Genomic DNA, 25,235 nt, shown 5'->3' with positions numbered 1-25,235 from the left:
CCTTTTACCTTTTATTTTGCGGGGTGGAAACAAGTTCGGGAAATCCAATACCAGGGATTGTATAAAGCTGATCCCGGCAGGAGTGATCCTGGTTACTGCCATATTAATAAAGTCATCCTGATTTTTATGACGATGAAATAACCACTATCTACAAACTCATCAAATGGTATATTTTGCCGGTAATCATTGTGATAAAGCACGTTTAATTTCCGTAGCCCTTTAAAGAGGGTTCTGGAACCGATGTTAAGTTTCCTGGCAACAACAGAAACAGAGTGGGTATAGGGTTTGGTGATACCGGTATCATCAGCATAACCATAGCCAATATTGGACAGGCTTTGTATTTCAGGAGTTGGTTGGGTAGGCTCTGAAGCAGGCTTTATCAGGAGGGATTCATCCCAGGGTTCTCTTTTGATCTTGACATCACTTCCCAAGACTTCTGATAAATGCTTTTTCAATACCTGCTCTACCAGCCCATAGTGCTCAATAGTTGATGCAATGGAATCATGGATAGTAAAGAGTGGCACTTCAGGGTTGATGGCAAACAACTCCCCACAAGCCTTATGCAACACAATTTCGGCTTCCAGGTTCTGTAAGGAGCAAGCCAGGGTATTGTGCTTACCCATTTTTATAAGCCGGAATACCTCATAGACAGTAGGGAAATGCTGCCGGAATAGCCTCAATGCCTGGCTGTCTTTCCCGTTGATGGCCTGGTTCCTGTCAAAGAAAGCCCGGAAAATTTGCCCTTTGGCGTATTTTCTAAGTCCAATATCTCCCAATCCCTGGGCGATCCCATTGCCTAGCAGAAGCCTCCCAAAGTACTCATATAGCTCACCGGAAAGCACCAGATTTTTATATAAATCAACATCTTGTGCCTGAATACGCATAAAATTTACTAACGTAGAACAGAGAGAGGGAGAATTATTCCTTGCAAACCCTCCAATAATCCTAAACCTGTCATTATACAAACCTATCCTTTCCAGCATCCTGTTTTTATGAAACAGGTGCTCATCCATGAAAACAAGGGTTAAAAGGGGCTGTGAGTTCTTAATGTCAGCAGCAACTATAGGCTTACCATCATAGTTAATAAAGGCTTTTAGTTCGGATTTTAAGTTGGTTAATGGAGTGTGTAGCCTGCCTGCTGTATCATCTACATAGAAAAGCATATCCTTATGATTGACCACTGCATCCAATACCATTTTCCGGCAGTTAAAATTGTGCATGGGTTGGAGAATGGTTTTATCTTGCTGCTCCTGGTTTAATACTGATCTTAAATATTGTTCAGCCAAATCTGTATCAATGTTCAGTTTATTACTAAACCATTTCTTCAGGTACTGAAGTCTTTTTTTTGCCAATGCTGAATAGCCCATATTGGCCTTTTGAAGATCAACAGGAGAAACTCCATACAGGTCTTCAGGATTTAATACAGGTTGTTCTATCTTTGATCTCTTTTTGCCCAGTAGGATGCTTTTTATCAAAGGCCAGGAAGTAATACGGTATTCTGTTAGTTCAGTTCTATAAGCTGGGGCAAACCTATACCCCATTGATCTTTTCCCTTTTATATAGTGACCGTTAATCTCCAGGATACCTCTTTCCGTTAACCAGCCCATGAGCATTACATACTCATGCACCCTATTCTGGATATAGGTACTTTTGAGGATAGTATAGCCACCCGTTTCATTGATGTCTTCATCTTTTCTAAAGGCTGGTACAGCATGGATGATATGCAGCAGATAGGCTAATTTATCCTGGACACCAGGCTCATCCATTGGATATTGTTGCAATAGTATACCCAGGTCAAGATTGGCAGGGATATAAACAGGATAGGATGTTGCCTTTCGGGGGCTTTGTTCTTGCTCATTTGATAATTGTTAAAAATTAAAAATGAGCTGCGCAGCTCTGATTACTTTCCGGTGCAACAAAAGTAAACAGAGCTAATGCCCTTACAGGTAAGAAGGTAAGAGAAGCAGTAAGAAGAAAAGGTAAGGTTGGTCTTACCTTTTTGTAATCCTAAAATTGACAAGAGAATTTTCTATTTCGGTCTTTTCATCCTCTTTGGAGAGATCATTTTTAAACAGGCTTCTTGCCTTCTGTAAAGCCCCCCAGGGTTATACCCCCTCCCTGTTTATTCTTGAACGAGTTAGAGAGTTCAATGGTTTTATCATTTAGGTTATAAAAGTAAGGTTGTAGATATTTCAATATATAAGCAGCCTTTTCTAAAGTACAGGCAAATTGTAATTTAATGTTTAATGCACTTGGAGTAGATGTTGTGAATACTTTTATAAAATCATCAACATTAGTTTCGTCCTCATTGAATAATTTAAGCTCACACAATAACTTAAATAGGGTTTTCAAACCATTGCGTTTTCCTTTAAAGTCAAACAAGCCATCCCCGGCTTCATCTTCTTTAAGATTGGACAACAGATTAAATACACTATGAGATATACTTAATGAAGGGTATTTATCGCGTAGGAATAGAATTAAGTTCAACAGCCATTTGGCAACTACTGCTTCAGCCCTGTAAGTATTGATCTTCGGTATTTGCTGATAAAGAAAATGGAGGGAATCCAGGTAAGCTATTATTTTGGCTTTTAGGTCTACACTTGATAGAATACTAGTGTAATGACAAATTAATTATGAAACATTTTGTATATTAGTGCTCTAAATCGACACTAATATGGCATTATCCTTAAAGCTTAACCGGAAAGAACTATCCTTTCTAGAGTCTAAAAAGCAAGGTAAGGATTTGGGGTTGCGCAGATATAACCGCATTAATGTGCTATTGCTTCTTCACAAAGGGAAGAAGGCGTCAGAGATAGAGGAGTTCCTGGGAGTCGACCGTATCACGGTCTGGCGCACAAAGAATCGTTATCTGGAACAAGGGATAGAGGCGGCCATTGAGGAAGAAAGTCGTACAGGTCAGCCGGTGAAGTATACAAGCGATCATGAAGCTGAATTGGCCTCATTAGCCTGTGGTCCGTGCCCTGCAGGCAGAAAGCGTTGGACAATACGTTTACTCACAGAAGTGATCCGGTCCAAACCCGGTTTTGAACAGATCAGCCGCGAAAGTGTGCGGCTGGTGTTAAAAAAATGAATGTAAGCCTTGGTTAAGGAAGATGTGGTGCATTCAGGAGATAACCCCGGAATATCGTAAACGAATGTACCGGCTCCTGGATCTTTACAAGCAGCCATATGACGATAAACACCCGGTGATCTGCCTGGATGAAAAAAGTAAACAGTTATTAATGGACAGCCGTTCACCGATAGCGGCCAAACCCGGAAATCCGGAAAAGTATGATTACGAATACAAGCGAAAAGGAACCTGTAACATATTCGTTGCAGTTGTACCCAAAGCCGGAAAGCGTATCGTGAAGGTAACAGATACAAGAACAAAGGCGGACTTTGCCTGCTTCGTTGAAGAACTGCTGAACAACCATTTTCCAAAAGCCGATTACATACAGTTAGTCGTGGACAACTTAAATACACATTTTGAACGTTCCTTTTATGAAACAATGGGGCATCAAAAAGCTTCCCGGATACTGAAGCGAATAAGATTTATTTACACCCCGAAACATGCAAGTTGGCTGAATATGGCAGAAATTGAAATCAATATTATGGATAGGCAGTGTACCGGCGGCAGGATAGAATCAAAGAAAAAATTGATCACTGACATCCACGCCTGGAGCAAAAGCGCAATCGTAATAAATGTGACATCGAATGGAAGTTTACACAGCAGGACGCAGATAAAAAACTTTCTAAACACTACGTTTCATAATTAATTTGTCACTACACTAGCTAATTGATTACTTAAAGCATGGGTTGAACTTCTGTAAGCATTTTTGAAAGCAACATTTACCCTGTCTTGAAATGATTCAGTAGTAAAGTACCATTCCCCAAACTCATCTTGCTCCGGGAAGGCAAAGGTATCATTTGCATCAGTAGTAAAGCTGCCAGCCAGAAAATCCCTATCAGTTAAAAACCTGTCATAAAGCCTTTCAATTCCACCATTCTGGATAAGGTTCTCATATTCAGCAAGGGGATTGATTGAGTTGTCAGCCATTCATTTTTAATCAAATAAAATCAAAATACATGCAACTACAAAAAGCAGCAAGAAAAAGAGTAAAGCTACGGTTAAACATTGCCTCCCCATCAGGCTTTGGTAAGACCTATGGAGCATTGCTTATTGCCTATGGTATAACCGACAACTGGCAGAAAATTGGGGTCATTGATACCGAAAATGATTCCGCCTCCCTGTATTCCCACCTGGGAGATTTTAAGACACTCTCACTAGGCCCTCCTTACAGTCCTGACAGGTACATACAGGCCATCAGGATTTGTGAGGATGCAGGCATGGAAGTGATCATCATTGATTCCATTACCCATGTCTGGAAAGGGCAGGGAGGGCTATTGGAGTACCAAAACTCACTGGGTGGCAGGTACCAGGACTGGGCCAAGGCCACTCCTTTGTATCAAAAGTGGCTTACAGCCATCCTGCAATCAAAATGCCATGTTATTACCACTAACCGAAAGAAGCAAGGCTATAACATGATCACAGAAGGCAATAAAACTAAAGTGGAAAAAGCTGGTCTGGATGATGAAATAAGGGATGGTTATGAATATGAAATGACCATTGCCTTAGAGCTCATCAATGATAAACACCTTGCCAGGGCTTCCAAAGACAGGACATGTTTATTTACTGGTAAGCCGGAGTTTCAGATAACACCAGACACAGGTAAAGCCATCCTGAACTGGTGCAATGAAGGCAGTGAACCCCTGTGCCTTCAAATCAAAATATTCCTCCTGATCAAACTACCCTAAAAGATCAGATTGTAACCTGTAACACTGTTGAGCAACTGTTAGCCCTGTATAAATCCCAACTTCCACAGGTGCAACAAGAGCATTCCAATGCCTTCACAAAGAAGAGGCAGGAACTATTGACCAAGGCCCCTAATCAATCAAACCATATTTCCCAACACCTCAAAACCATGACCAATGGAACTGTTACCGGTTAAACCAGCCCAATCCAATGGAATTACAAGCATAGTAGTAGATTCGTTTGAAACTCCTGTACAAGACCTATCCACAGACAAACCCTTTATCCAGGCAAATACAGAAGCTGCCAACTTACAGGAGATCACCCATAACCATATCATACCGGTATTTATCAAGGATAATGAGCCTTTGATCTCACATGGTGATTTCATAGATACTACGGTGCAGGTTATTTCGGAAGTTTACCGGGGTGAAACTATCCTAAGCCCCTGCATCCGGGTTAGCCATCCAGTCAAGGGCAGAATACCGGAAGCCAGAAACAAGCCTGCTATTGATCTTCAGGAGTGGGAAAAGACCTTATACTATGAAAGAATGGCTTTTATTATTGAAGTGCCGGGAATATGGGATACCATCGAAGGCAACACCTTATCCCTAACCATTGGAGGTATCAAAGCCTACAATATGGATAACCTTTATGGCAGGAAAGGCAGTGATGAGCATTTTAAGTTGTTTATCGGATTCCAGAACAGGGTATGTATGAACCTGAAAGTGTGGAGTGATGGTTATACGAGTGATGTACGGGTAAGTAATATCAACCAGCTTAAAGCCTGCATCAGGGCACTGGTAGAAAACTACAATGCTACCCAACACATCAGTGCTTTGAAGAGCCTGACTAACTATGCCTTAACAGAGCAGCAATTTGCCCTGCTTATTGGCAGAAGCAGGATGTATCACCATTTGCCACCTGTTCTGAAATCAGTCATTACACCTTTACTGTTAAGTGATACCCAGATCAGTACTGTTGTCAAAGACTATTACAGGGATGGTTCTTTTTGCAAACTGGACAATGGAGATATTAGCCTGTGGAGGTTATACAACCTGTTTACCGGTAGCAACAAAAGCAGCTATATAGACACCTTTCTGGACAGGTCAATCAGTGTATATAATTTCACAGAAGGAATAAGAAATGCACTGGACAGCAAAACCCCTCATTGGTTCCTGCATTAACAGGCTATCGTAATATCCCTCTTTTATTTGAAGTCAAATCCCTGCTATGGCTGGTAGCTGGTAAATCAATTGCCAGCCATAGATTTTTATGCCTCATTGTAACAGCATCAAAAAACAATCATCATGGAAGAAGAAAAAGAATACCTCCCCGTACTATTATTATTATACCCCAAGGAAAAACAGGAGTTCAAGACCTTGTGGAATGAGTTTAAGTATTCCTATCACTTGGGAGATGTAAGAGAATTACTGGCCCAATGCCTGGAAACCTGCCTGTGTTCAGGCCACAGCAATTTCAGTGATCCTTTGGACAGGAGCAATATAGCCTTTTTCATAGGTGAGCTAATGGCCTTGCTGGAAGCTAAATACCTGAAAGAAATCAACAGAGATGAACAATACCGGCAATTTACTACCGGCAAAAAGAAGCAAAAACCCGATAACACCCATGAAGACAACCTACCTGATCAATAAGTACAACACAAAACAGCTAAGTAAAGTGATAGACTGCATTACTGAAGCCATCCACCCGGAAAAGATATTCCTGTTGGGTGCTACTGCTGATCATACCCTGTCAGAAAACATCTTCCGGGGTAATAGGCAACCTGCACTTACAGTAAAAGAATACCAGTTGCTTATTTTGATCAATGCAGATGACAGACAGGTTATAGATGAACTTCAAAATATGGTAGAATCTGCCTGTAGGTCACACACGGCTATAACTGCCATGATCATTCACCTGCCGGTATTCAACAAATGGCTACAGAAAGGCCATTTACTGGCTCATACAGTCTACGCCAATAACTGCCTGATCTACGATGCCGGCAAAGTACCACTGGCTGAACCTGGCATGTGTAACCAGCAAGTGCTGCAAGATAAAATAAGCAGGGAGTGCATGGTATGGCTTAACAGGGCTACTGAATGTATGGCAGGGGTGGAGATGTACAGTAAACGAAAACAATATGGTATGGCAACCTTCCTGCTGCATCAGGCTACAGAACTGGCATTCATGACAGCTATCAGGTTAAAGACAGGTTTCAAAGCCAGTACCCACAACCTAAATATTCTAATGCGATATGCAGTGCCTTTTTGTGGGGATGAGCTTCAGGTATTTAACCTGAACAATGACAAAGACAGATCACTGTTTAAGCTGCTCCAAAAGGCATATATACAGGGCAGGTATGAGAATGGTTTTGTTGTGAAGGAACAGGATTTTGCAGAACTGCTAAAACGTGTTCAGCGACTCCTGAAAGTGTTCCAGGATTTGGATGGGGGAGTTATTGAATAACGAGTGAGTTGATAGTGTCAAAAGAAAACAGGCTGATGTGGTCTGTTTTCTTTTGTTGCTTGTCAGATAAACAATGATTGGTTTTATTAGCTATCTAATTCTGATAGTTGTCCACCTGAACAGGGTGTTTTTTTTTAATAAAATTTTTTACCCAAAAATCATACACACTGACCACCCTCATCAGCACCCCGGCTACTTTTATCAAGGGAAACTCCCCGGCATGTTTTAATAGGAGCTGCCAATTTCAGGGCTATAATTATAAGCATAGATTTTACACTATCAGAAAGCAGGAGCTTTGGTTACGTTGATCTTCAGAAACAGGAGGGTCACCAGCACCTTAGCACTTCCCACCTGCCTGCTCCCTCTTTTTCACAGGGCCATATGCCCCTATCCACCCCCACTAATCTATGGGTTGCCATGTAGGGTAATACCCGATTCATTCACCTTAAAACCAAAATTGTATGGTTACTGTAACAGATTACAAACTCCGTGAGAGTTTGGAAGGAAAGACCTTTTTGCCCTCATCTTGCAAGGTGGGGTGGAACTGGTCAGATCAGCCAATGGGGGTAGCTACCTGACAGCTAAGAAAGCCTCTTTGCCCACCACTTTTGATGAAGTGACCTGCCAGTCATTGGTAGGCACTCAATTACCGGGTAGTATTCAGAAGGTAGAAACAGAACCCTATGAGTACACCATCCCGGAAACAGGGAAGTGATCATGCTTACCCATCGGTATGCGTACCAGGAGCAGGAAGAAGTACAGCCTGCTGTTGATTTTACCAAGCTGTATAACCATTCCAGCAATGGTGTGCACAGGCCAGCAGCAGTTTAATGAGTAGGAGGAATGAAGGCTGTCCAGCTTTTATCGGAATCCCTATACAGGACTACGATATATTTTGGACAGCTTTCTTTTTCTGATTATCGGTCTTAATTATAATCAATGAAAAAGATTGCCATTGCCGGTTATTGTTATTATTGAAATCCTCCCCGGATATAGCTTTTTCTTGAAGTAAATTGTAAGTGACTGGTGTACTTAAAACAGGCTGTTGTTTAAGTAGAACTGAAACTTATTACAGATTAACCTGAAATAGTTCAAGGAATACGCTTATCAGGTATATTTTTAGTTTGAAGTGACAGGATGGGCAACTGGATAAGTTACAGGTTAACCTGATGTGAATACACAGACCAGTTAATTCCTTACTTGAACCTGCAATAAATTTAAATGCACCATGAAGTCTTACAGCTTATACTAAATAGCCAATTCTTTCAATCAGGCTCTTTTATTCAATTTCTACCAATTCAGCAAGGGTAATATCAAGGGCCTTAGCCACTTTGTACAGGGTATAAATCCGGGGATTTACCCTGCCTGATTCCATACGGGAAATATTGGACTTCTCTACGTTGATCTCCACACCCAGGTCAAACTGGGATATGTCCTTTTCAGTCCTTAACTGCTTAATCTTAAGCCCCAGTTTCTTCAGGTACACCTTTTCTGTCATAGGTTATCATTTATGACAACCAAATTCCAAAAAAGCCGTACTTTGGAGGTTATCATAAACAACATCATTATTTAACCCTTGAATCATTTGAGTATGAAAAAACGAAAAACTGGGATACTGTGTTAATCTGTAGTTTGGTTATTGCAGCTTCCTGCAAAACATTGCAGGTATCAGATTTAAAGCCTGTCAATAGCAATCAGCGTAAAATAGCTTCCTTAATTCCTCAAATTGATTTGCCGTCAGTAGAAAATGCTTACACCAAAGGTTCCTCTTTAAGTCAGGGAGCAGGAGTGGCTACCACATCTAAGTATGTCACAATAGGCGCCTTTGCTGGGACCAGTATTTCCTTCCCTGATAAAAGGATACAGGATATAGCTACCCTATTTGAACGAGATGTGCAGAATAATATTTGTACCCCTGCATCGGAAACCTATGGAAACATCAGGTTAAAAATAACCTTCTCTAAAACCAAAGAGGGAGGATGGGGTTACTTGGTGCCAGCCATTTTCACAGCAGGTATAGCCTGGGCTTTTGGTATGCCCATGAATACGGTCACACAGGAACTTGAATTGCAGGTAGAAATACATAATAAGGGCGGCAGGCTAATAGCAAGGTATGAAGCTATAGGGAAAGCCAAAGTGAATGTGGCCGCTTATCATGGCTATACAAAAGGAGATGCACCTTACATGGTGCAGGCTTCAGTAGGTAGAAAGGCCAATATAGAAGCTTACAACATGGCTATGCAACAAATTAAGATCAGCATTGATAGAGACTATGATAAGATACAGAAAGGATTTCAGGAAAAATAACCCTTAAACTATAGTCATATGACCTTTCCTCCTGAGATTTCGATGGTGCTTAGGGTAATAGTAAGCATAGCCCTGGCATATAATGTCATATATTTTTCAATGAAGATTTAAGTAAGCCAGACAGGTTATATTTTATCCTGCTGAAAGTAGCAGCTTGTTTCACTGCTATCATAAGCTACTTAAATGACAGGGAGCAAATGCTTAGGATTACCAACAGGAGCTTGTTGATAGAAGATATAAACTTTGCCCCTAAGTTTACGAAGTTTAGTTTTATGTATGTGGTTATTGTCATTGTTTATAACCCGGTATATCCGTTATTTTATTCCAAAACCCAGTGGGTTATTTCAGATACGATAACAGTACTATTCTTTTATTGAAGATTGAAAAGAAGAAAAATAAAAGCAACCTATTCTATTCATGTAAGCTGTCCATTACCGGGCAGCTTTTTTTATACCCTTTTATCAGATAAAAGAAAATCAAGTACAATGAAAAGAACGACTAAAATCAATAAAGGTATTGTTAGCAATATTGGCCTTGAAACTCCTACTTTAAGCACAAGTAGTATGGAACAGCAGTTACTGCCATGTAAGCAGTTTACAGTTCCGCTAATAGAACTTTCCTATATTAATCAGGTAAGGTATTCTGAAAGACCTCAAATAAAAACCTCCGATGCTGCCTACAGGCTTCTGTATCAATCATGGAACAAAAAGAAGATTGAATTGCAGGAGGAGTTCAAGGTATTACTGCTCAACAGGTCAAATCATGTATTGGGGCTATATGAATTATCAACAGGTGGGGTTACCAGTACAATAGCCGACCCCAGATTGATTTTTGCTGCTGCAATTAAAGCTAATGCCTGTGCCATCATACTTGCCCATAACCATCCATCAGGGCAATTAAGTAGCAGCAAAGCTGATGAGCATTTAACACATAAAATGCAACAGGCAGGGAGCCTGCTTGACATCAGAGTACTTGATCATATTGTTGTTACCAATGATGGCTACTATTCCTTTGCTGATGAAGGATTAATGTAGGGCAGACCAGATCAGTTGTTCAGCTTACACAAGTTAAAAAAACACCATGAAAACACTATCCCTTCAAACCACCTATTATGAATACCTTTTACAATCATATCAGGAATGGTTACAGACCATAGGCTATGCTGATCCCACATTAAACAACTGGCCTGCTCATGTAAAGGAACTGCTGCATTATCTGGAAGGTAAGAACATCCTGCATATAACATTGGTGAGTAGTTACCACCTACAGGATTTCGTGTATCATATCAAATACCGGCAAAATACAGTAAGACCAGGGGCATTGAGCAGCAGCAGTATCAATACCATCATCAATGCCATCAACAGCTTTGCCCGGTATTTAAACGGCAGTGGCAAATATGTGCTGGATTATATACCGGAAAGAGCAGAAAATGATATAGCCATTCCTACAGTCTTGACTGTACAGGAGATAAAAGACCTGTATGAAGCCACCTTTATGCCTCATAGAGAAAATAGTGTAGCTATGGGACAGCGGGACAGGGCTATTATTGCTGTGTTTTATGGTTGTGGGTTGAGAAAGATGGAGGGCACACAGTTAAACATTGTTGATATAGACCTGCAAAAGAGGCTACTCTTTGTAAGGAAGGGAAAGGGTAATAAACAACGCCATGTGCCTATTGCAGCCAAACATGCGGAAGATATACGAAAGTATTTAGAAGAGGGTGGGGACTGGTTCCTGCACCAGCATTATGCCAGAGATTACACCCGTAAATACGCAAAGAAGAAAGAGGCTCCGGATACCGGGGCCTTTTTATAGGTCAGCATGGGGGAAGGATGAAAAGGTTTTACCAAAGGCTGGAATACCTAAAAGAAAAGGCAGGCATTGAGAAGCAGTTTGGCCTGCATACTTTGAGACATAGCATTGCCACCCATTTATTCCTGAATGGTATGCCCATAGAAGAAATAGCCCGTTTCCTGGGGCATAGTAGTCTGGATTCCACACAGATCTATGTACATCTGGCTCATGAACTTAAAAACCAAAAGGATGGATCACTTTAAACAATACCTGCAAGCTAAGAGGCATACCCCGAGAACCATTGATGAACACCTGCTGAATGTGAACCGGTTTATAACCTGGGCTACAGAACAGCAGCATATAGGGATAGCTGAAATCAGGTATAATGATCTGTTGGTTTACATACAACAGGAGAAAGGAAAGGGCATCCGTGTTGAAACCATTAACCTGCGGCTAGCCAGCATCAACAAATACCTGGAATACCTGAAGGTGCAGGGAGAACTGGAAAAGAACCCTGCAAAGAACCTCCGGGTTAAGGGAGAGCTACAAAAGGTGATCAGGAACCCTTTGAATAGGGTCGAATTGGATACCCTGTACCAGCAATATTGCCAGTTAAAGAAGGTTGCCAACCATCAACAGCAGGCAGATCAGGCACATGGCAGGAACATTGTAATACTGGGTTTATTGGTATTTCAGGGGGTACACAGTGGGGAACTTCAGAAAATGGAGGTGGGCCATGTAGACCTGAATGCCGGTACTGTTTACATTCCTTCCACCAATCAGGGTAGCAGCAGGCAATTGGAGCTATCCCAAAAGCAGGTGATACCCCTGCATCGGTATTTAAGCGTCATAAGAAGACATTTAAAGCCCAAAGGAGAGGAGTTGATACCTGGCAGTGTCCGAAGCCATGTTCTGCGTCTAATGCAGGAAATACAGGGTCTAAACCCCATTGTGACAAATGCCCTGCATATTCGGGGTTCTGTGATCCTGAATTGGCTCAAAATCCACCCCAAAAGACAGGTACAGTATATGGCAGGGCATAAGTATATTTCCAGTACAGAGAAATATGCCGCCCAGGAGGTGGAGGATTTACAGGATGCCCTTACAAAACACCATCCTTTTGGATAATGATTAAAATTTGTAAATTTGTCAATAAACCTATGAGTTATGTATAGTGAAGCTCGAAAAATACATTTAATTGAAGAAGTCCTCAAAGTGACCAATGAAGCTATTCTGATTGAGTTGGAAACTGTAATAAAAAGGTCAAAGAAAAAGGCAGAAAAGGAAAAGAAGCCAAGTATCTATGACTTTGTCGGTATCCTTACTAAAAAGAAGCCAATGATATGAGAAAGGCTATTGCAGAAACCTCCGAAACAATTAATCCTGATGACTGGAAATAACTTACTACTGGATACTAATATTGTAATTGAAGTTTTTGACGGGAATAAGGATGTCGCAGATAAGATCAGTAAACTCTCTGAATTTTATATTTCCTCAATTGTTTTAGGGGAGCTATACATAGGTGTAAATCGTGTGACTAATAAAGCAAAGCACCTGAAAAAAGTTAATGACTTTTTGAAGTTATGTACAGTGATTAATATAGATAGTGAAACTGCCATTCACTATGGTGAAACAATAGCAGCTTTGTATAAGAAAGGTAAGCCATTACCTATTAATGATGTTTGGATAGCAGCTTCTGCAATTCAACATGACCTTACTCTTATAACAAGAGATAAGCACTTCAATGAGATAAGTAATCTAAAGGTGAAATCCTGGTAGCCTCTCATTCAATTCATCTTGCTTGCCACAGTATTTACTTTTTTAAATTGTATAATTTAAGCTGGGATAAAGCCGCAGCTTGATTTTTACATCAAAAACTCCGCAGTAAGGGAACCACCTGGGCAATGTACTCACCACGATCAGCGACCGGAAAATTGGTGTATATTCGAATGGCTCTTTGACATTGCCTGGCGGATTTACGATCCCCGTGGTAGATTATTACGATCCCGAAATGCTGGCAGCTAATGACTATTATCCTTTTGGAATGCTAAGCCGTACCATTGGTGCTTCTGATAAATACCGGTTTGGATTTAATGGTAAAGAGTATGACAATGAGGTAAAGGGCAGGCAGAATCAGCAGGATTATGGCATGCGGATTTATGATCCGAGGATTGGGAGGTTTTTGAGTGTGGATCCGATTGGAGCTGAATTTCCGTGGAATAGTGCTTATGCTTACGCAGAGGGCAATCCGATCAATTATATCGATTTTGATGGTTTGAAACCCCCACAGCCAGAGCTCAAAATACTCCTGCGCCTACAAGGCCTCCTATTACTTATACCACCCCCAGCGACTACGGTCAACCTGGCAACTACGTGGTTAAACCTAATGGCAGAATCAGGAGTGCCCCACTTGATTTGTCTCCTGAAGCAGCAAACTTACCAGCCCCAACAGTACATATACCGGATGCAGTTTTTAGTCAATACGTTCCCAAAAATGCACAGAGTGCAGGTGTAGTCCAAGATGATGATGGAATTTGGGTCACTGGTGCTGATGTAAATGGGCGACCCTATAAAAATGCGGTGTTCAAATTTCCCAAAAGCCACCAACTTACATGGGTAGATAAACTTATCGTCGGATTACAGGATGAAAAGCTGAAATATTTTAATCAAATAAATTCTCAGAATCCCGTCCCTACGATGGTAGCTGAAAATCCGGTAGCTAAATCCCCATCAAATAGCATAGATAACACTAACGATGATAAAGCTGAAAAGTTACTTTATCGTGGTGGATCATTTACAGACTTAAATTTCACACCAAGACCCGATCAAGATGACAATGATGAATCAGATCCCAAAAGTGGTTGGTCAACATTCACAACACCTGAAGCTGCAACCAGAGGGAAAGGGGGAAAGTTCAAGTCCTAAGCCGCGAAAAATTAGCTAAATTAGGGTTTCAACTTACAGAGGTAGATGGACATGTAGGAATTAGACCCAAAAGTCAACGTGCTCTCAAAATTTGGGCACAAACAAGACTTGATATTGAAAAAGGTAAGGCACCACATTTATTAACCAGGATTCTAAAAAAGCCCGAATTCGAGAGCGAACAATACCTAAAAAATAGCAATGGATAATAATATTATTTTCAATAAGATAGAAGCCGCCTTTTTAAAAGTGTTTTCCAAGCTAAAAGAAACATCAGAACGAGATGAAAGTCCCATTTTTGTGAGAATGGAACAACATCAACCAGCACAAGAGGTTTCTTACCACCAATACATAATAGAAATAGTTGTTAAAGAGAAAATCAATTCCGATGAATATGGTGTTGTTTATACGTTGAATCTTGAGGATATAGGCAATGGCCTTACTGTTGGAATAGAAGTATCAAGGTCTAATGGATACATTTTAAGTTCGCAAGATTATCATTTAACCGAGGGCAAGCATGGCAATTACAATGACGGAAAAGTTGAGGAAGTTATAAATTACATCAACACAGCATCAACGCATCTTTTGAATTAGCCCAGGAAGAATAAGACCGGCAGGGGCAATGTCGGCAATGTACCGATTGAAACCTGCTGGCAGTGTCCAACTTGGGTAGTGTCCAACTTGTCACCTGCGTAAATTTAAAATATCTAAAGGATTGGTTCAGAACCAGTCCTTTTGTTTTTGATGTAGTTTTATGGTTGGTATGGAATGCCTGTTAAGAGGCAGGCTCTTAAAAAAGGGCGTCTGTATTGACTTTTAAAAACTATCGTGTCCAACTTGTTACCTGGCTATGGAATGTAAATATTGTAAAGGATCATGCAAACGGAAAGGGATGTATAAAGGGGTACAAAAATGGCAATGCAACAATTGTGGAAAACATCAGCGGGAATTTTACCGGCAAAACTGCTACGATAAGGAAGCAGAACATCGAATCGTATTACTAAACAACGAAGGTATGGGTATTAGATCTATTGGCCGGATACTTCACATACCCAAAAGCTCCGTTCAGCTGTTATTGTTGAAGGCATCACAGCAGGTAAAGCCACCTATTTATGATGAATCCGGACAGGTATATGAAGTAGATGAGTTGTATGCTCCTGTTGGAGTTAAGTTGTGTTTTGTGATCTACGCTATTAACCGTGCTACCCGGAAGGTGATCGATTATGTAACCGGAGCCAGAACAAAAGATAATATTGGCAAGGTGATCAATAAATTGTTGAGCCTGGCGCCTAAAAAAATATACACAGATAAGTTACCCCTGTTCTCTTATATCATTCCAGCGAAGCTTCACCGGGTCTGTAAATATAAAACAAACCGGATAGAAAGGAAGAACCTCACCCTGCGGACACATATAAAAAGGTTATCCCGGAAAACGATTTGTTACAGCAAGAGCATAACCATGCTGGAAGCCTGCTTCAGCTTATACGTTTGGAAGGAGAATGAAACCGGGTTACCGGCTCAACACCAGCCCAACAGGACATTGAGCCGATGAAAGCCAGGCCAGCAAAGCAAAAGAGTTTCCCGGCTCAATAGCCTAGCAGAATGGATAAGAGGACCGATTTTGGCAGGCAGTCAGGGCTATCTTCAAAGCAGACCATACGCCTGCACCAGTATTTAGCCGCCACCAGGGCCATTTAAAGCCCAAAGGGGAGGAGTTGATGCCTGGCGGTGTCGAAGCCGTGTTCTGCGCTTAATGGAGGAAATACAGGGTTTAAACCCCATTGTGACGAATACCCTGCATATCCGTGGTTATGTGATCCTGAATTGGCTCAAAATCCAGCCTAAAAGACAGGTACAGTATATGGCAGGTCATAAGTACATATCCAGTACCGGGAAATATGCTGCCCAGGAGGTGGAGGATTTGAAGGATGCACTGGCAAAACACCATCCTTTTGGGTAATCATTTAAAACCTTAAATTTGTTGAAAATGTATGCGATTATGAGTGCTGCAACTAAACTGAAACAAATCAATACTTATCTGACCCAGCTAAATGATAAACAAATAACGGCTGTATTAACAGTTGTTAAAACCTTTGCAGAAGAACAGGAAAATGATCTTTGGGAGGATTCAGCATTTATCGCTGAATTAGACCGTAGAACTGCTGAATATGAAAGCGGGAAGGCAAAGGTGCTTACATTGGATGAATTGGAAACAAGGGTAAGGAAAGCCTACAAATCTAAAGTAAAGGCTAAACGATGAATTACAGGCTGGATTTCCATGAAGATGTTGAAGGGGATTATCTGGAAGCATATACATGGTATGAAACTGCAAGGGAAGGATTAGGGGAACGTTTTTTGAAAATGGTGAAGGCTAAACTGGAACAAATAGCAAAAACACCTGAAGTATTTGGGCAAAAGACAAAGAGCGGGTATAGAGCAGCAACAGTAGATGTATTTCCTTATATCATAGTATATAAGTTGTACAAGAAAGAAAGGGTGGTCTTTGTCAACGCTGTTATCCATCAAAAGAAACATCCCCGCAAAAGGCATCGTAAGTAATCCTAAATAATTACAAAGTCTGCTATCATTAAAATAGCAGGCTTTTTTCATTCGGTAGTGTCCAACTTGTCACCTGCGTAAATTTAAAATATCTAAAGGATTGGTTCAGAACCAGTCCTTTTGTTTTTGATGTAGTTTTATGGTTGGTATGGAATGCCTGTTAAGAGGCAGGCTCTTAAAAAAGGGCGTCTGTATTGACTTTTAAAAACTATCGTGTCCAACTTGTTACCTGGCTATGGAATGTAAATATTGTAAAGGATCATGCAAACGGAAAGGGATGTATAAAGGGGTACAAAAATGGCAATGCAACAATTGTGGAAAACATCAGCGGGAATTTTACCGGCAAAACTGCTACGATAAGGAAGCAGAACATCGAATCGTATTACTAAACAACGAAGGTATGGGTATTAGATCTATTGGCCGGATACTTCACATACCCAAAAGCTCCGTTCAGCTGTTATTGTTGAAGGCATCACAGCAGGTAAAGCCACCTATTTATGATGAATCCGGACAGGTATATGAAGTAGATGAGTTGTATGCTCCTGTTGGAGTTAAGTTGTGTTTTGTGATCTACGCTATTAACCGTGCTACCCGGAAGGTGATCGATTATGTAACCGGAGCCAGAACAAAAGATAATATTGGCAAGGTGATCAATAAATTGTTGAGCCTGGCGCCTAAAAAAATATACACAGATAAGTTACCCCTGTTCTCTTATATCATTCCAGCGAAGCTTCACCGGGTCTGTAAATATAAAACAAACCGGATAGAAAGGAAGAACCTCACCCTGCGGACACATATAAAAAGGTTATCCCGGAAAACGATTTGTTACAGCAAGAGCATAACCATGCTGGAAGCCTGCTTCAGCTTATACGTTTGGAAGGAGAATGAAACCGGGTTACCGGCTCAACACCAGCCCAACAGGACATTGAGCCGATGAAAGCCAGGCCAGCAAAGCAAAAGAGTTTCCCGGCTCAATAGCTTAGCAGAATGGATAAGAGGACCGATTTTAGCAGGCAGTCAGGGCTATCTTCAAAGCAGACCATACTCCTGCACCAGTATTTAGCCGCCATCAGGGGCCATTTAAAGCCCAAAGGGGAGGAATTGATACCAGGCAGTGTTCGGAACATAGTTCTGCGCTTAATGGAGGAAATACAGGGTTTAAACCCCATTGTGACGAATGCCCTGCATATCCGTGGTTATGTGATCCTGAATTGGCTTAAAATTCACCCTAAAAGGCAGGTGCAGTACATGGCAGGTCATAAGTACATATCCAGTACCGGGAAATACGCTGCCCAGGAGGTTGAGGATTTACAGGATGCCCTAACCAAACATCACCCTTTTGGATAATCATTAAATATCTTAAATTTGTTGAAAATGAGCATAGTTATGACAACAGCAGCAATAAGAGAAAAGCTATATGACTATATCCGGGTTGCCGGTGATAAAAAGTTGAAAGGGATATTCATGATGTTGGAAGATGAAATTACAGAAGAACTGGAATGGTGGAAGGATAAGGCTTTTGTCAAAGAATTAGACAAAAGGTATGATGCCTGGGCAAGTGGAAAAGAAAAAGGATACTCACAGGCGGAAGTGGATGCAACTTTTGAACAATTAAAGAAAAAGCGTGCTTCCAAATGAGTTATAGCATAGAATACTTGCAGAAGGCACGTTTGGAATTGGTGGAAGCATGGGAATGGTATGAGGATAGGCAAACAGGCTTGGGTGATAAATTCAAAATGAGTATAGATAGCTGTATCAGATCAATTGAACAGAATCCAGAGAGGTATCCTGAAAGAAGAAAACATTACCGGGAAGGCATTATAAAAACTTTCCCCTATCTGCTTGTCTACCGTATTCATAAAAGAAAGAAAGTCATAGCTATTGTTTCTGTATTTCATACCAGAAGAAATCCGCGCAAGAAATATCAATAAAGTAATTAGCAAAAGACCTGCACTAACGAAAGCAGGTCTTTTTATTTCATAACAGCATTGCTCTGCAACCTCTACGATCTTTCTACAATAAGGCGTCCGGATATCCGGACGGGATAAAAAGAGGAACAGGGCTGCGGGTTTAAGACGCCAGGAAGTATAAAGCAGGTGTTGGCTGAAGTTTAAAAAAGCCAATAGGAAAAGAAACGCAGGTTAACAATGAACCGTAAAAGAACCTCCTTAACAGCTTTGCTTAAAAAGTATAGCTGCCGCAGGAGGTTCTTTTATTTTGGGCAATCCGATGGGCCCTGGCAGCATTAACTTGTTGATGGTATGTTGCTTTGTCATATCGTTTACCATGCAAGACTTCCAGGGGTGTTAACCCATTCAAGGCAGCATGGGGCCGGTTGTTGTAATCCTCAATGGCTTGCAGGATAATTTTTTGAAGGGCGGCAAAATCAGGAATGGACCGGTGATACAGAAAGCGGTATTGTAATTGTTTATTGACCGCCTCGATCATGGAGTTGGAAAATTCAATATCCTGTTGGGCAATGAGGTGTTCTATAATGGGCGGCAGATCGGAGGAAGTGATTGCAGAAACCGGACCGTAATTTTCGGAGCCGTCATCGGTAATAAGCTGACAGGAAGTTACGCCCCCTAACTGGCGCAAGGAACTGTCATCCAAATTTTATTTGTTTGCCCCTGGCGAAAGGTGGGTCGCTCTGCAGACTGGCAAATGCAGCGTTGTAGAGCGGCTCACCTTCATCAGGAAAAGAGGTGACACCTTTCCCTTACCACGAAAACGAAAAGGTGTCACCTCTTAGCCCCTGGCGCAAGTAGGCAGCCCGGTAACTGTGCCAGGGTACTTGTGCCTGGATAAATAGCTCGACCGCTGGTAGTAATATCAGCGGTCTTTTTGTTACATAGATTTTGTTATTTTTATTAATAATCTCAATATCGATGAGCTCTAAATACAAGTTCCGGAACCAGGAAAAGTTGTATTTCGTAACGTTTGCTGTGGTGTACTGGATTGACCTCTTTGTTCGCAATGAATATAAGGTATTATGCTGGATAGCTGGCGGCATTGCATAGCCAATAAAGGTATGGAGCTGTATGGCGGGTGTATTATGACAAGCCATGGGCACCTGATCATTGGTTCTCATGGTGAAAAGCTGGAAGACATAATGCGGGATATGAAGCGACATACTTCAGAGAAGTTAAGGGCCGCAATTCAGCGCCTCCCTGGTGAAAGCCGCAAGGAATGGCTGCTAGAGTTAATGGGCAGAGCCGGTACCGCCAATAGCAATAACAGCGGTTTTCAGTTGTGGCAGCAGGACAATCATCCGATAGAGCTTACTACCCCAGAAAGGAAACATCAAAGGTTGGATTATATACATCGTAACCCGGTATTAGCCGGGATTGTAGAAAAGTCGGAAGAATATACCTTTAGCAGTGCTAAAGATTATTATGGTGGGAAAGGGCTTATAGAACTATTGCCGATAGATCCGATTATAAAGTAAAGGGCACAAGTACGCTGCCACACAAGCCAACCCTGCATACTTGCGCCAGTACGGGGGACCAATAAAGCTACCAATGCTGTAAAGCCTGTGTTGGGAAATAAAAATGCTGCAGCAGTAAAAGATATATATGTAAGTGCTGGATTAGAATGGCTAAACAAAAATGCCCCTGATTGGCAAACAGTATTAAAAGTACAAATCAAATGATAGCTGAAACTTCTGGAAATGTATATAAGTTTCCACTTGCCTTTGGCAAAGGATATGCCTATGCTGAAATATTAGATTATTCTGATATTGCCGGGTTTGATGGAATATTAATGCAGGTTTTTGGATTAATAGACAAGGAAAAAAATCTTGAACCAACCATTGATAATATAAAAAACACGGCATCATGTTTGGGCCGGTTTCTGTAAATAAGTATCCTAAAGTAAGCAAAAACAAATGGAGGTTATATGGCAAAGATTTAAATTTTGATAAAGTCCCCCTTTTTTTAAGCGATTGAAAGCAGCTCCAATCAATAATAATTGGGCAATGTTGAGTCCATGGGTGAAAGAGGATAGGTTTGGAGAAAGTATGCAGAGTATTGAGTGTGAATATGAAGAGGTTAGAGGGTTGGAAGTATCCATACTCAATCATGTTGATTCGGTAATAGATAAGGTAACAATGATGACAATCATTAAAGAAGGTAATGATGTCAAGGATTATTTCGATTTGAAACAATTAGGCAATAAAAACCTTTATTTACAAGTAGTGAATACTTACTATGAAAAATTTACTGCTGAAAAATTATTGACCATTTTAGGGTAGTGTACCGATTTGGCAGTATACAACTTATCACCTGCTCTGCAACCTCTACGATCTTTCTACAATAAGGCGTCCGGATATCCGGACGGGATAAAAAGAGGAACAGGGCTGCGGGGTTAAGACGTCAGGAAGTATAAAGCAGGTGTTGGCTGAAGTTTAAAAAGCCAATAGGAAAAAAACGCAGGTTAACAATGTACTGTAAAAGAACCTCCTTAACAGCTTTGCTTAAAAAGTATAGCTGCCGCAGGAGGTTCTTTTATTTTGGGCAATCTGATGGGCCCTCACCACGATCAGCGACCGGAAAATTGGTGTATATTCGAATGGCTCTTTGACATTGCCAGGCGGATTTACGATCCCCGTAGTAGATTACTACGATCCCGAAATGCTGGCGGCTAATGACTATTATCCTTTGGGGATGTTGAGCAGGACTATTGGAAACTCGGCGAAGTACAAGTTTGGGTTTAATGGTAAGGAGAATGACAATGAGGTGAAGGGATTGGGTAGTCAGCAGGATTATGGAATGCGGGTGTATGATCCGAGGATTGGGAGGTTTTTGAGTGTGGATCCGTTGACTAAAGGGTATCCAATGTTAACACCATATCAATTTGCAAGCAACAGGCCGATTGATGGGGTCGATTTGGATGGCAAGGAGTGGAGTAAGACTGAGACTTATAATCCTGAGACAGGAGTTGTTAATGATCATTTTCAAGTGAAATTGAACATTCAAAATGAAAGTATGACAAAAAATTTGCCTTTAAAACAATTAGCTGAAGCGTTGGCCAAAGATTTTAAGCCAGCTGTTAATGTTTATGATGATAAGAGGAGAGTTCAGTATTCTGGCGATATTGAAATTACTTTTGGCACTCAAACTATCGATGGTTTTGGAATGAGACTAACTGACGATTATATGCCTTTTAGCAAAGCGAAATTCACGGGAACAACAACTGAAAGGAATTCTCAAGTCAACACGTCTTCGATTTACGCAAATATTTATAATAATAATTCAAAACAATATGTAGCTAGAAGCTCTGAAAAGATTTCAGGTACGATTCTTCACGAGATGTTTCACCAAGCATCAACAATGTCGCACCCTCAGGGGCCAGTTAATGAAGCTCCGGATGTAGACTTGGTTCCATTATATCTGGACTACAGGAAAGGTCTTAGACTTATAACTGATAATGATTTGGTGGATCCATGGAATCCTCCTAAAAGATCGAACTTTTAACTTATCTGCCAGCCGGGGAGCCGATATTAATATGATAATTAGGAATGTTTTAATGTACGGAAATGTTCCTGTAAACTATAAAAACCTGGTGATGCTAATTTGAACTTGGCGAGTCCTGATCAACTAAATATGGCAAGACAGAATATTGATAAGGACATACAGAATGGCAACAAATAATACTTAAACAAAATCTATGCTAAGGAAGTTATTTATAAGTCTGTTAGTTATTTTTATGTTCCTTAAAGGGTACACTCAAATTGGCAATGAATGTCGTCAAAAAATTGACAGCATGTCGAATGTGGTTATATCTCTAGTCTTGAGAAATGACGGAATGGCGCCGAAAACTGTTTTAGGAGAAGTAGTCCCATTTGAACAAAACAGCAAAGGTTCAATCTATACTGACAAAAAAGCAATGTGGGTTGTATGAAAATTCAAAGGAATATTTCAAAAGTAGTGATAGTGATTTTATCAATTTACAGATAAGGGATATGGCAGGCATTAAGTTAGAAATAGATCCTACTAAGTTTATAGATATTCGAATTATTGCTGATCCTGCGCATTATGATAATGGCTATTACGTTTTTTCACGGCCCATATTTTCAATGAATTTTAAGTTTGCTATTTTAAAAGTATGCTACTTTATGGGAGAGAATTTTCTCTGGGCAAAACATTATGTATACAAAATAGAAAGAAACAGTTTAAAGGAAATGAAGATATTTTGCCAATTAACAGGGTAGTGGGCAATGGGCAGTGTCCAACTTATCACCTGCTTAAATTTTAAATATCTAAAGGATTGGTTATTAGCCAGCCCTTTTTTTGTTACAACCATTGAAGGGAAGCTGAAATGTTTCCTTTTTTCATTTTAAACTGTAACCATGTCAACCAAAACTGAACTCAATACAGATAATCCTGAATACTTCACCTGTCAGTATGAACAACTGCAAATAGCAATCCTCGGAGGATTGAAAATAGAAGGGCTGGACAGGATGCGGGTAACCCTGAAGATACTTTTCAAAAAGGAAGGAGTGGAGGGGCAACGGACCACTTTTTACCTGAATGACAATGTATTCCCCAATCCATTTTAATAACTTCACCATATATGAGTCGCTTAATTTTTGAATCAAACAGATATTTTACCTTATTTGATGTTTATGTGAGCCATGGGCAGCTTTTATTGCGGGCACAGAAAAATGAAACGTATTCCCATAATATTGATATAGTTTTTTTAGCACAAGATATATTCAGCTGTACACTATGCTTTATGGTGTTTCTATAAGGGAAATAGATAAAAATGAAATCACTAGCTACAACTCAGTAACGGAATATCTAAGCTATGACAACAAGCATTTATTTGAAATATCGAGTGGGCAAGAAGTTTATTATTTAGCTGCGTCTTTTCTGAAGGTTTTTGAAAATGACTTAGACTTTAATGAAACAAGTCTTGGCGTTCTAGAGTACAAAGGGCGCGATAACGAAATAGCAACCAGTATTAAAAGCTAACGGCAGTGGGCAGGGCAACCTTCACGACCTTTTGATAAGCAGGCGCCCGAATCCCTATCTGGCGCAAGTATGCAGGGTCTAGCCTTGTGCGGCAGAGTACTTGTGCCTGGATAAATAGCTCGACCGCTGGTAGTAATATCAGCAGTCTTTTTTGTTACATAGATTTTGTTATTTTTATTAATAATCTCAATATCTATGTTCTCTAAATACAAGTTCCGGAACCACAGTAGGATATGCAGACATTAGAGGGATGACGTTTGGCCAGTTTGATGCTGGACATAGAGGGACAGCTTTTTTTAGGGATGAAATTCTTAAATTGCGGAGTTCAGGAGTTAATAACTGGAAGACGGTGTACTTTAATATAAATATTGGGGGTAAGGATCTATCAATTGGAATAAATCTTTGGACAAGAACTATTTTTCATGAAGGACCTGGAATATTTAGATAAAATAATGAACGAGAATATCATTGCAAACATTTATCGAGTTGGCTTATTGCTTGGATATTATTCTACAGAATCTATATCTCAATGGGCGGAATTAGAGGTTGTAAAAGGCAACCCCAATACAAACCTTATAGAACTCTTATTTGAAGGTAATCAACATCCCCAAAAATGATTAGTATACTAAGAGATATTGGCCAAAACAATTCCGAAATTGTCAATGAATTCTTTCTTGGCTTTTATAATTCTACCCTAACTAGCAATGAACACAATTGGTTTACAATTGCAGGTGAATTAATCAGATATTACAACTTAGATGAATTCTCTATTTCAGATTCAGGTAAACTATATATTAGTATTTTAACAGATGATTTGTCATTGCGAAAAGGAAAATTAGGAGCTCTACTTAATATGCCAGAGGATTTACAAGTCTTCTTAGGGGAGCATAAAAATTTGATGAAATAATAAACACCTATCATCTACCCCTACCAGTAATATCAGGGTAGGCAGTGTGCCGATTGGGCAGTGTCGGCAGTGTCCAACTTGTCACCTGTTTAAATTAAAAATATCTAAAGGATTGGTTAAAACCCGCTCCTTTTTGTTATCAACCAATTCGAATATCTTATACCCGAAGCGAAACTGTAACTCAAACCTCTTCATCTGGAACAAGAGGAGGTGTGTATGGATATGCGAGAGAAGAAGTAAAAATTATTCGATTACCATAACTAGTACACAATGATATTACTGTCAGGGTTTTCAGCCAGTGCAGCGATAGCAGTAATTGCTGTTTGTTTTATTTTTCAGCGATTGTCTATCTGGTTTTAATGGCTATATTAGTTCGCGTAAACTCGGTAAAATTGTTTCTAAAAGAACAGCGGAGTCAATCATTCATAAGGTATTTATGTATTTTGCTAACATTGTACTTGCTAACTACTGTGCTGGTTTGCGGCATATTGTT

General features: G+C 40.4%; 36 protein-coding genes and 2 pseudogenes. 33 read left to right on the top strand and 5 right to left on the bottom strand.

All coding sequences use genetic code 11. The features are described 5' to 3' along the window. Positions 1-92: 92 nt before the first annotated feature. A complete protein-coding gene (locus tag RS881_RS30665; protein ID WP_315814227.1) occupies positions 93-1,766 on the bottom strand; it encodes a hypothetical protein in 1,674 nt (557 codons plus the stop codon). Between the two features lie 301 nt (positions 1,767-2,067). Continuing rightward, on the bottom strand, positions 2,068-2,418 hold the full coding sequence (locus tag RS881_RS30660; RefSeq protein WP_315814226.1) for a DUF6617 family protein: 351 nt from the start codon (positions 2,416-2,418) through the stop codon (positions 2,068-2,070). Between the two features lie 256 nt (positions 2,419-2,674). On the opposite strand from RS881_RS30660, the pseudogene RS881_RS30655 reads away from it, so the two are divergent. Beyond that, positions 2,675-3,772 (top strand): annotated as a pseudogene (locus tag RS881_RS30655) (IS630 family transposase). On the opposite strand, the gene RS881_RS30650 reads toward RS881_RS30655, so the two are convergent. Further along, on the bottom strand, positions 3,773-4,057 hold the full coding sequence (locus tag RS881_RS30650) for a hypothetical protein (protein WP_315814225.1): 285 nt from the start codon (positions 4,055-4,057) through the stop codon (positions 3,773-3,775). It lies immediately after the preceding pseudogene. 29 nt (positions 4,058-4,086) lie between these two features. On the opposite strand from RS881_RS30650, the gene RS881_RS30645 reads away from it, so the two are divergent. From RS881_RS30645 to RS881_RS30620, 6 genes are all read left to right on the top strand, one after another. Beyond that, positions 4,087-4,815 carry an AAA family ATPase gene (locus tag RS881_RS30645; protein WP_315814224.1) on the top strand — a complete coding sequence of 243 codons (729 nt, stop codon included), beginning with the start codon at positions 4,087-4,089 and terminating at the stop codon, positions 4,813-4,815. 68 nt (positions 4,816-4,883) lie between these two features. Next, a complete protein-coding gene (locus tag RS881_RS30640; protein WP_315814223.1) occupies positions 4,884-5,009 on the top strand; it encodes a hypothetical protein in 126 nt (41 codons plus the stop codon). Further along, positions 4,990-5,997 carry a DUF3871 family protein gene (locus RS881_RS30635; protein ID WP_315814222.1) on the top strand — a complete coding sequence of 336 codons (1,008 nt, stop codon included), beginning with the start codon at positions 4,990-4,992 and terminating at the stop codon, positions 5,995-5,997. The genes RS881_RS30640 and RS881_RS30635 overlap by 20 nt, the downstream gene beginning before the upstream one ends. Positions 5,998-6,120: 123 nt before the next feature. After that, positions 6,121-6,465 carry a hypothetical protein gene (locus RS881_RS30630; protein WP_315814221.1) on the top strand — a complete coding sequence of 115 codons (345 nt, stop codon included), beginning with the start codon at positions 6,121-6,123 and terminating at the stop codon, positions 6,463-6,465. Further along, positions 6,440-7,279, top strand: a complete 840-nt coding sequence (locus RS881_RS30625) for a HEPN domain-containing protein (RefSeq protein ID WP_315814220.1) — start codon at positions 6,440-6,442, stop codon at positions 7,277-7,279. The genes RS881_RS30630 and RS881_RS30625 overlap by 26 nt, the downstream gene beginning before the upstream one ends. A gap of 526 nt (positions 7,280-7,805) precedes the next feature. Beyond that, the gene (locus RS881_RS30620; protein WP_315814219.1) at positions 7,806-7,994 is read left to right on the top strand and encodes a hypothetical protein; all 189 of its coding nucleotides are present in this window, start codon (positions 7,806-7,808) and stop codon (positions 7,992-7,994) included. A 564-nt stretch (positions 7,995-8,558) separates the two neighbouring features. Here the strand turns inward: RS881_RS30620 and relB are convergent. Beyond that, the gene (relB, locus tag RS881_RS30615; RefSeq protein WP_315814218.1) at positions 8,559-8,777 is read right to left on the bottom strand and encodes a type II toxin-antitoxin system RelB family anti-toxin; all 219 of its coding nucleotides are present in this window, start codon (positions 8,775-8,777) and stop codon (positions 8,559-8,561) included. A 161-nt stretch (positions 8,778-8,938) separates the two neighbouring features. Here relB and RS881_RS30610 point away from each other — a divergent pair, with 161 nt between their 5' ends. From RS881_RS30610 to RS881_RS30535, 17 genes and pseudogenes are all read left to right on the top strand, one after another. Then, on the top strand, positions 8,939-9,586 hold the full coding sequence (locus tag RS881_RS30610) for a hypothetical protein (protein ID WP_315814217.1): 648 nt from the start codon (positions 8,939-8,941) through the stop codon (positions 9,584-9,586). 380 nt (positions 9,587-9,966) lie between these two features. Continuing rightward, a complete protein-coding gene (locus RS881_RS30605) occupies positions 9,967-10,620 on the top strand; it encodes a JAB domain-containing protein (protein ID WP_315814216.1) in 654 nt (217 codons plus the stop codon). Positions 10,621-10,666: 46 nt separating this feature from the next. After that, the gene (locus RS881_RS30600; protein WP_315814215.1) at positions 10,667-11,401 is read left to right on the top strand and encodes a tyrosine-type recombinase/integrase; all 735 of its coding nucleotides are present in this window, start codon (positions 10,667-10,669) and stop codon (positions 11,399-11,401) included. A 17-nt stretch (positions 11,402-11,418) separates the two neighbouring features. Then, positions 11,419-11,643, top strand: coding sequence for a tyrosine-type recombinase/integrase (locus tag RS881_RS30595; RefSeq protein WP_315814214.1), 225 nt, complete (start codon positions 11,419-11,421; stop codon positions 11,641-11,643). Then, complete coding sequence (locus RS881_RS30590; protein ID WP_315814213.1) at positions 11,630-12,508, top strand: tyrosine-type recombinase/integrase; 879 nt, start codon at positions 11,630-11,632, stop codon at positions 12,506-12,508. The genes RS881_RS30595 and RS881_RS30590 overlap by 14 nt, the downstream gene beginning before the upstream one ends. A gap of 39 nt (positions 12,509-12,547) precedes the next feature. After that, complete coding sequence (locus RS881_RS30585) at positions 12,548-12,727, top strand: hypothetical protein (RefSeq protein ID WP_315814212.1); 180 nt, start codon at positions 12,548-12,550, stop codon at positions 12,725-12,727. 39 nt (positions 12,728-12,766) lie between these two features. Then, entirely contained in the window at positions 12,767-13,159 is a 393-nt protein-coding gene (locus RS881_RS30580) for a type II toxin-antitoxin system VapC family toxin (RefSeq protein ID WP_315814211.1), read from the top strand. 232 nt (positions 13,160-13,391) lie between these two features. After that, positions 13,392-13,598: pseudogene (locus tag RS881_RS60140) on the top strand (RHS repeat domain-containing protein); the annotation flags it as partial. A 155-nt stretch (positions 13,599-13,753) separates the two neighbouring features. Beyond that, positions 13,754-14,305, top strand: a complete 552-nt coding sequence (locus tag RS881_RS30575) for a hypothetical protein (protein ID WP_315814210.1) — start codon at positions 13,754-13,756, stop codon at positions 14,303-14,305. A 198-nt stretch (positions 14,306-14,503) separates the two neighbouring features. After that, the gene (locus RS881_RS30570) at positions 14,504-14,896 is read left to right on the top strand and encodes a hypothetical protein (protein ID WP_315814209.1); all 393 of its coding nucleotides are present in this window, start codon (positions 14,504-14,506) and stop codon (positions 14,894-14,896) included. Positions 14,897-15,194: 298 nt separating this feature from the next. Then, complete coding sequence (locus tag RS881_RS30565; protein ID WP_315814205.1) at positions 15,195-15,854, top strand: IS1 family transposase; 660 nt, start codon at positions 15,195-15,197, stop codon at positions 15,852-15,854. 201 nt (positions 15,855-16,055) lie between these two features. After that, entirely contained in the window at positions 16,056-16,262 is a 207-nt protein-coding gene (locus RS881_RS30560; protein WP_315814208.1) for a hypothetical protein, read from the top strand. 27 nt (positions 16,263-16,289) lie between these two features. After that, the gene (locus RS881_RS30555; protein ID WP_315814207.1) at positions 16,290-16,562 is read left to right on the top strand and encodes a hypothetical protein; all 273 of its coding nucleotides are present in this window, start codon (positions 16,290-16,292) and stop codon (positions 16,560-16,562) included. Further along, positions 16,559-16,861 carry a type II toxin-antitoxin system RelE/ParE family toxin gene (locus RS881_RS30550; protein WP_315814206.1) on the top strand — a complete coding sequence of 101 codons (303 nt, stop codon included), beginning with the start codon at positions 16,559-16,561 and terminating at the stop codon, positions 16,859-16,861. The genes RS881_RS30555 and RS881_RS30550 overlap by 4 nt, the downstream gene beginning before the upstream one ends. Positions 16,862-17,138: 277 nt before the next feature. Beyond that, a complete protein-coding gene (locus RS881_RS30545) occupies positions 17,139-17,798 on the top strand; it encodes an IS1 family transposase (RefSeq protein ID WP_315814205.1) in 660 nt (219 codons plus the stop codon). Positions 17,799-18,235: 437 nt separating this feature from the next. Further along, positions 18,236-18,499, top strand: coding sequence for a hypothetical protein (locus RS881_RS30540; RefSeq protein WP_315814204.1), 264 nt, complete (start codon positions 18,236-18,238; stop codon positions 18,497-18,499). Further along, positions 18,496-18,792, top strand: coding sequence for a type II toxin-antitoxin system RelE/ParE family toxin (locus RS881_RS30535; protein ID WP_315814203.1), 297 nt, complete (start codon positions 18,496-18,498; stop codon positions 18,790-18,792). The genes RS881_RS30540 and RS881_RS30535 overlap by 4 nt, the downstream gene beginning before the upstream one ends. 250 nt (positions 18,793-19,042) lie before the next feature. On the opposite strand, the gene RS881_RS30530 is transcribed toward RS881_RS30535, so the two are convergent. After that, positions 19,043-19,474: an integrase core domain-containing protein gene (locus RS881_RS30530; protein ID WP_315814202.1), complete on the bottom strand. Its 432-nt coding sequence runs from the start codon at positions 19,472-19,474 to the stop codon at positions 19,043-19,045. A 379-nt stretch (positions 19,475-19,853) separates the two neighbouring features. Here RS881_RS30530 and RS881_RS30525 point away from each other — a divergent pair, with 379 nt between their 5' ends. The 9 genes from RS881_RS30525 to RS881_RS30485 all read left to right on the top strand — a co-directional run bounded on the left by RS881_RS30525 (position 19,854) and on the right by RS881_RS30485 (position 24,742). Beyond that, on the top strand, positions 19,854-20,309 hold the full coding sequence (locus RS881_RS30525; protein WP_315814201.1) for a hypothetical protein: 456 nt from the start codon (positions 19,854-19,856) through the stop codon (positions 20,307-20,309). Between the two features lie 170 nt (positions 20,310-20,479). Continuing rightward, positions 20,480-20,719: a hypothetical protein gene (locus RS881_RS30520; RefSeq protein WP_315814200.1), complete on the top strand. Its 240-nt coding sequence runs from the start codon at positions 20,480-20,482 to the stop codon at positions 20,717-20,719. Positions 20,720-20,804: 85 nt separating this feature from the next. Beyond that, complete coding sequence (locus RS881_RS30515) at positions 20,805-21,113, top strand: hypothetical protein (RefSeq protein ID WP_315814199.1); 309 nt, start codon at positions 20,805-20,807, stop codon at positions 21,111-21,113. Positions 21,114-21,438: 325 nt separating this feature from the next. After that, a complete protein-coding gene (locus tag RS881_RS30510) occupies positions 21,439-22,335 on the top strand; it encodes an RHS repeat domain-containing protein (RefSeq protein WP_315814198.1) in 897 nt (298 codons plus the stop codon). Between the two features lie 368 nt (positions 22,336-22,703). Next, positions 22,704-23,072 carry a hypothetical protein gene (locus tag RS881_RS30505; protein ID WP_315814197.1) on the top strand — a complete coding sequence of 123 codons (369 nt, stop codon included), beginning with the start codon at positions 22,704-22,706 and terminating at the stop codon, positions 23,070-23,072. A gap of 138 nt (positions 23,073-23,210) precedes the next feature. Then, on the top strand, positions 23,211-23,420 hold the full coding sequence (locus RS881_RS30500) for a hypothetical protein (protein ID WP_315814196.1): 210 nt from the start codon (positions 23,211-23,213) through the stop codon (positions 23,418-23,420). Between the two features lie 169 nt (positions 23,421-23,589). Beyond that, positions 23,590-23,835, top strand: coding sequence for a hypothetical protein (locus tag RS881_RS30495; RefSeq protein WP_315814195.1), 246 nt, complete (start codon positions 23,590-23,592; stop codon positions 23,833-23,835). Between the two features lie 422 nt (positions 23,836-24,257). Beyond that, a complete protein-coding gene (locus tag RS881_RS30490; RefSeq protein ID WP_315814194.1) occupies positions 24,258-24,452 on the top strand; it encodes a hypothetical protein in 195 nt (64 codons plus the stop codon). Next, entirely contained in the window at positions 24,449-24,742 is a 294-nt protein-coding gene (locus RS881_RS30485) for a hypothetical protein (RefSeq protein WP_315814193.1), read from the top strand. The genes RS881_RS30490 and RS881_RS30485 overlap by 4 nt, the downstream gene beginning before the upstream one ends. Positions 24,743-25,235 lie beyond the last annotated feature (493 nt).

The organism is Paraflavitalea speifideaquila (assembly GCF_032395985.1).
Classification (GTDB): Bacteria; Bacteroidota; Bacteroidia; order Chitinophagales; family Chitinophagaceae; genus Paraflavitalea; species Paraflavitalea speifideaquila.
This window is presented reverse-complemented; position numbering and strand designations above follow the sequence as displayed.

Coding starts and splice junctions, on each gene's coding strand:
- RS881_RS30665 (WP_315814227.1), bottom strand. CDS start 1,766: ATGGATGAGCCTGGTGTCCAGGATAAATTAGCCTATCTGCTGCATATC.
- RS881_RS30650 (WP_315814225.1), bottom strand. CDS start 4,057: ATGGCTGACAACTCAATCAATCCCCTTGCTGAATATGAGAACCTTATC.
- RS881_RS30645 (WP_315814224.1), top strand. CDS start 4,087: ATGCAACTACAAAAAGCAGCAAGAAAAAGAGTAAAGCTACGGTTAAAC.
- RS881_RS30635 (WP_315814222.1), top strand. CDS start 4,990: ATGGAACTGTTACCGGTTAAACCAGCCCAATCCAATGGAATTACAAGC.
- RS881_RS30630 (WP_315814221.1), top strand. CDS start 6,121: ATGGAAGAAGAAAAAGAATACCTCCCCGTACTATTATTATTATACCCC.
- RS881_RS30625 (WP_315814220.1), top strand. CDS start 6,440: ATGAAGACAACCTACCTGATCAATAAGTACAACACAAAACAGCTAAGT.
- relB (WP_315814218.1), bottom strand. CDS start 8,777: ATGACAGAAAAGGTGTACCTGAAGAAACTGGGGCTTAAGATTAAGCAG.
- RS881_RS30600 (WP_315814215.1), top strand. CDS start 10,667: ATGAAAACACTATCCCTTCAAACCACCTATTATGAATACCTTTTACAA.
- RS881_RS30595 (WP_315814214.1), top strand. CDS start 11,419: ATGAAAAGGTTTTACCAAAGGCTGGAATACCTAAAAGAAAAGGCAGGC.
- RS881_RS30590 (WP_315814213.1), top strand. CDS start 11,630: ATGGATCACTTTAAACAATACCTGCAAGCTAAGAGGCATACCCCGAGA.
- RS881_RS30585 (WP_315814212.1), top strand. CDS start 12,548: ATGTATAGTGAAGCTCGAAAAATACATTTAATTGAAGAAGTCCTCAAA.
- RS881_RS30580 (WP_315814211.1), top strand. CDS start 12,767: ATGACTGGAAATAACTTACTACTGGATACTAATATTGTAATTGAAGTT.
- RS881_RS30570 (WP_315814209.1), top strand. CDS start 14,504: ATGGATAATAATATTATTTTCAATAAGATAGAAGCCGCCTTTTTAAAA.
- RS881_RS30565 (WP_315814205.1), top strand. CDS start 15,195: ATGTATAAAGGGGTACAAAAATGGCAATGCAACAATTGTGGAAAACAT.
- RS881_RS30560 (WP_315814208.1), top strand. CDS start 16,056: ATGGAGGAAATACAGGGTTTAAACCCCATTGTGACGAATACCCTGCAT.
- RS881_RS30555 (WP_315814207.1), top strand. CDS start 16,290: ATGTATGCGATTATGAGTGCTGCAACTAAACTGAAACAAATCAATACT.
- RS881_RS30550 (WP_315814206.1), top strand. CDS start 16,559: ATGAATTACAGGCTGGATTTCCATGAAGATGTTGAAGGGGATTATCTG.
- RS881_RS30545 (WP_315814205.1), top strand. CDS start 17,139: ATGTATAAAGGGGTACAAAAATGGCAATGCAACAATTGTGGAAAACAT.
- RS881_RS30540 (WP_315814204.1), top strand. CDS start 18,236: ATGAGCATAGTTATGACAACAGCAGCAATAAGAGAAAAGCTATATGAC.
- RS881_RS30535 (WP_315814203.1), top strand. CDS start 18,496: ATGAGTTATAGCATAGAATACTTGCAGAAGGCACGTTTGGAATTGGTG.
- RS881_RS30525 (WP_315814201.1), top strand. CDS start 19,854: ATGCTGGATAGCTGGCGGCATTGCATAGCCAATAAAGGTATGGAGCTG.
- RS881_RS30500 (WP_315814196.1), top strand. CDS start 23,211: ATGTCAACCAAAACTGAACTCAATACAGATAATCCTGAATACTTCACC.
- RS881_RS30495 (WP_315814195.1), top strand. CDS start 23,590: ATGCTTTATGGTGTTTCTATAAGGGAAATAGATAAAAATGAAATCACT.
- RS881_RS30490 (WP_315814194.1), top strand. CDS start 24,258: ATGAAGGACCTGGAATATTTAGATAAAATAATGAACGAGAATATCATT.
- RS881_RS30485 (WP_315814193.1), top strand. CDS start 24,449: ATGATTAGTATACTAAGAGATATTGGCCAAAACAATTCCGAAATTGTC.